General features: G+C 50.4%; 1 protein-coding gene and 2 pseudogenes. 2 read left to right on the forward strand and 1 reads right to left on the reverse strand.

The window, feature by feature from the left end; genetic code table 11:
- Together PPL9_RS33735 and PPL9_RS25195 are read left to right on the forward strand one after the other, a co-directional pair.
- A pseudogene (locus PPL9_RS33735) lies at positions 1-842 on the forward strand (hypothetical protein); the annotation flags it as partial.
- Positions 843-872: 30 nt separating this feature from the next.
- Positions 873-4,019: a hypothetical protein gene (locus PPL9_RS25195; RefSeq protein WP_057465396.1), complete on the forward strand. Its 3,147-nt coding sequence runs from the start codon at positions 873-875 to the stop codon at positions 4,017-4,019.
- A gap of 80 nt (positions 4,020-4,099) precedes the next feature.
- Here PPL9_RS25195 and PPL9_RS33740 read toward each other — a convergent pair.
- Positions 4,100-4,304 (reverse strand): annotated as a pseudogene (locus tag PPL9_RS33740) (endonuclease/exonuclease/phosphatase family protein); the annotation flags it as partial.

Here is a 4,304-nt window from a genome sequence, read left to right on the forward strand (position 1 = left end):
TGGCTACAGAGGCCACGCGCCTGGCAGATTCAACGCAAGCCTCTACGGGGCTTTCTCTTGCAAAGAACATGGGTCAGGCGCTCTCTGATTTTGGCTATAAAACTTACGGACGCGCTAAGGTCGTTTTTGGATGGCGGAAGTATCTTGATGCCCGCAAAAATCCAGAGAACCGCAAGAAGGCCCGCGAGGCAATTGCTTGGAACTCGACGCTTGCCAAGTGTGTGCTTGCCTACGGCATTGTTGAAGAACGAGACCCGATCGCACAGCAAGTTGGACGCAACTGCGGTTTGACACCCGAAGTCCTGGTGTCAAACAGTGATGTTTGCGCTGCGGTGGTGCGGTATTTTGAGACGCTTTACAGTGAAGATCCTGTTGTCCTGCGGCGTGTTCCGAAGGTTGCAAACTGGCACCCTGGAACACCAGATCTGACACTCAAGAGTTGGTTCAGCTTTAAACGTGCAGCGACCAAGAAAGCCTATCCTTTGATGGCTAAAGAAAGCTGTAAGACACCAGCTATCGAGCAAGCTTTGAAGGCACTGCACACCTTGTGTGGTGGAGATCCGTTCAACTACCCTTCTGTTCGGGATGACATGATTTCCGAAGATAACTGGCAGGAAAAGATCCTGACCTATGCTCAGGATGTTCAAAAGCATCTTGAGACTCTTGAACTGGAGTTCAAGGGATATCGCCCAGTCACTGCTGAACCAAAAGACAAGAAGACACAGGCTTGGACGGGTGGCCGATTACATACCGAAATGATGGAAGTCGCGGATTCTTTGCGAGCACAAGCAACGTTGATCCTCCGCGATGCCAGAGCAGATGTGAAGACTTATAGTTCTTAACCCGTTCTCCTGAACACGTTGGAGTTTGTCATGCCCCTTACCGGAAAACAGCTCGATTGGCTCAAAACAGCGCAACAAGGCGCCGGCAATTTTGAACAAAATGCCGAACGTGTTGCAGCCAAAGCTGGACGTTTGAATGACATTATGACCAAGCTGGATGGAGACAAAGAAACCATTCGCGAGGCACAGAACTTTGAAGTAACGCTGGCGCGGAATGAAAAATGGTTCAAGCTCCCCGGCTCGGGTACAAAGATGCCCTGGATGACCGGGGATATGCAGACAGAGATTGACACCCGCGCTGATATTCGCGCCGATAGCGGGGCAATTAATGCTGAGACCTTGAAGAAGCTCAACGCTTCCTTTGAACGCATTCTGGCACGGCAAGCCGAGATGATTGCGGCCAAAGATAAAGATGGCAACGAGATGTTTTCTGAAGAGGACATCACACGCGAACTCTGGACTCCGCTGGTTCGTGAAGGGATCATTCCATCAAACCTGGTCCCTTCACGCTACAGCCAGTTTGAGAAGATGTTCAAGGGCGGTGCAAAAATCTATGAGCAAAAACTCGATGAACATAGCGAAACCGCTTCCAAACACGAAAATACATTAGAAGCCATCGGTTTTGCACGTGATGTCGTGACGCTTGCCTCATCTATCGGATCCAATGCAATCACTCTAGCTAATCTGAATACAGTTGCAGGTGATGCACCTGACAAAGATCAGATTTCTGCCAAACAAGACGTCCTGAACAATCAGAAAGGCCAAGTAACAGGCGATTTGCGCAAATCTCTTGGCATGGATGCGAATGCAAGCTCAGAGGATGTCATCAAAGCAGCAAAAGATGCCGGGAAGTATGGAGATCAGCTGCAGAAAGTAACCAATATTGACTCAGCCTTGAACTCGCTGGGAGAAAATCTCTCAAAGGACGCCAATTGGGTGGCTGAACAGCGTGCGTTGTTTACTGCAACAACTACACTACTCGACACCGGTCTTGCAGCTGCAGAAAAAGGTATTGTCTTTTCAGAGCAGAAAGGCAAAACAGCCGCAGATAAGCTGAGCTTTGCGAACGAAGCTGGCGAGATGATTGGTGAAGAGATCAAAAAAGTTCTCTCTGCTGGCGCTGCTTTTGACAAATCCGCGTCTGACCGCAAAGGCGAGGATGACCACGGCAATATTTTTGAAGGTGTTTCCGGCCTGATCGACGTTGCTATGGCTGGTGGTCGTGTTTCAGAGAAGATTTTGCAAGCCACACAGGCCCCCGACAAAGACGCCAAGCAAGAAGCGGTGATGTCCATCATCGGGACACTAGCGGATTCCCTCTCTACAGCAATATCATCAGGCTCACAGTTGAGCGGTACGGAATCCACTACTCCTGAGATTGTTGGTGAAGCGCTTAAAGCTGCGATGATTGCAACGACTGATGCAGGCGCAGCGACAAAGGCGTTGATTAATGGCGACTATCAGGCCTTTGCAGAAGCCCTCACAGGAGGCCTGGCAAACCTCGCCAGCGCGACTGGTTCTGATGCCATTGGTGATGCCATCACGGGCAAGATTCAGCCAGATCAAGGTGAGTTGACAGAAGAAGGCGAAGCTGAGACTGAAGGCCTGACACCGCAGCAAATTCTTGAGAAAAAACTGAAACTTGCTGGTCCAAGCGCGGGTGTCCAGAGCGTTGAGAAGAGCATGGAGCTTCTTTCTGACGAAGACATTATGGCAAATGTCAACGCTTTGCTGACCGGTGGTCTCGATAAGTTCAAGAAACCAGGTCGCGATGAAAAAGACGCCGAAATCGTCAAGAAGAATACAGCAGCTGCGCTGAAAAAGATCGAAGAAGAAAAAACAGGCAATGCGCTTGCTAGTCTGAAGGAAAAGCTTGCTGATCCTAAAGAGCGCAAGGCTTACATGGACGAAATCGAGAAGCGCGCAGATGAAGAGCACAAGGCTCTGCAAGATCTTATTGCAGAAGCTTCCTCACCTGATGACCCGAATGATGAAAAGGCCGTCGAGAAATCCTTGAAGGCCATCGACACTCTGCTTGCTGATATCAAAGCCTCTCAAATGAAGATCAAGATGATCGAGACCATTGCAAGTGGTGGTGTGAAGGCAGTCACGACGATCTTCCCAGCAACAGGCCTTGCAGAAGCGATCAGAAAATTGACCATGGATGCAATCGCGCTCGCGAAGAAATCTGCTGAGGTCGAGAAATGGCGCAAGAACGTCAACATGGCTGAAGCAAGTAACTCGGTCTATTACCATGCCATCAAAGAGCGACATACACAGGCCGCTATTCAGGTGAGCCAGAAGACGCTGAACACCTTCTTCTCCGTTGTTGGTGTTGCCGCTGAAATTGCGCGCTTGGCTGATGCAACGCAGGCTTCAGCCGGTATCTCGGCAGGTATGAACATGGGCCGTGCGCTATCTGATTTCGGTTATAAAACCTATGGCCGTGCGAAGATTATTTATGGCTGGAAGAAGTATCAGGAAGCACGGATGGACCCTGCAAACCGTAAAGCGGCACGTGCTGCGATTGCAGGCAATTCCACGCTTGCCAAGTGTGTGCTTGCCTACGGGATTGTGGAGGAAAAAGACCCCATTGCCCGCCAGGTTGGCCGGAACAGTGGTTTGACACCGGAGGTGCTGGTTTCCAGCACAGATGTATGTTCTGCAGTTGTGCGGTACTTTGAGACGCTTTACAGCGATGATCCTGTTGTGCTGCGCCGAGTGCCAAAGGTGGAGAACTGGCATCCTTGTACGCCTGATCTGACCCTGAAGTCCTGGTTCTTGTTCAAGAAGGCAGCTACCACGCGAGCCTATCCACGAATGGCCAGAGACAGTTGTCTGACACCAAACATTGATCGTTCCATCAAGGAGCTGCATAACCTTTGTAATGGCGACCCATTCAAGTACCCAGAAGTGCGGGATGAGCAACTGAGCAAACCGGATGGTATGAAAGCGGTGTTTGATTATGCCACACAGGTTGATACCGAGCTGGATAACCTGAAGAAGGCTTTGGATGCCTACTCTCCGGTGACAGACAAGCCGGAAAACCCCAAGATCGAGAAGTGGTCTGCAGGGCAACGTCATTCAGAGATGGAAGCCGTTGTTGATGCGATGTCAGCGCAAATTGAGCTCGTACACCGTGAAATCACGGCAGATCTGAAGCTCTATAAGACCTGATCCACCCTGTAACTTAAACAGCAAAGAACCGGCCTGAACTTTCAGGCCGGTTCTTTTTTTTGCAGTGTTGTAATCGGCTATCAGAAACGTTTCAGGAACCGCATCAAGACTGGCCAGTGATCGCTGGCGCCCTGATTATTGTCGGGATTAAAGCGCTTTGGGCGTACTCTGTTTCTTGCATCCTGTGCGTACTGGCTCGGGTGCGTGACAACTGTGTGGAAGCTGCCCAGATCAGCAAACCATGTACTGTTACTGTCCTGATCCGGACGCAATGCACCAGAAACG

It is taken from the genome of Pseudovibrio sp. POLY-S9 (genome assembly GCF_001431305.1).
In the GTDB taxonomy this organism is placed as follows: domain Bacteria; phylum Pseudomonadota; class Alphaproteobacteria; order Rhizobiales; family Stappiaceae; genus Pseudovibrio.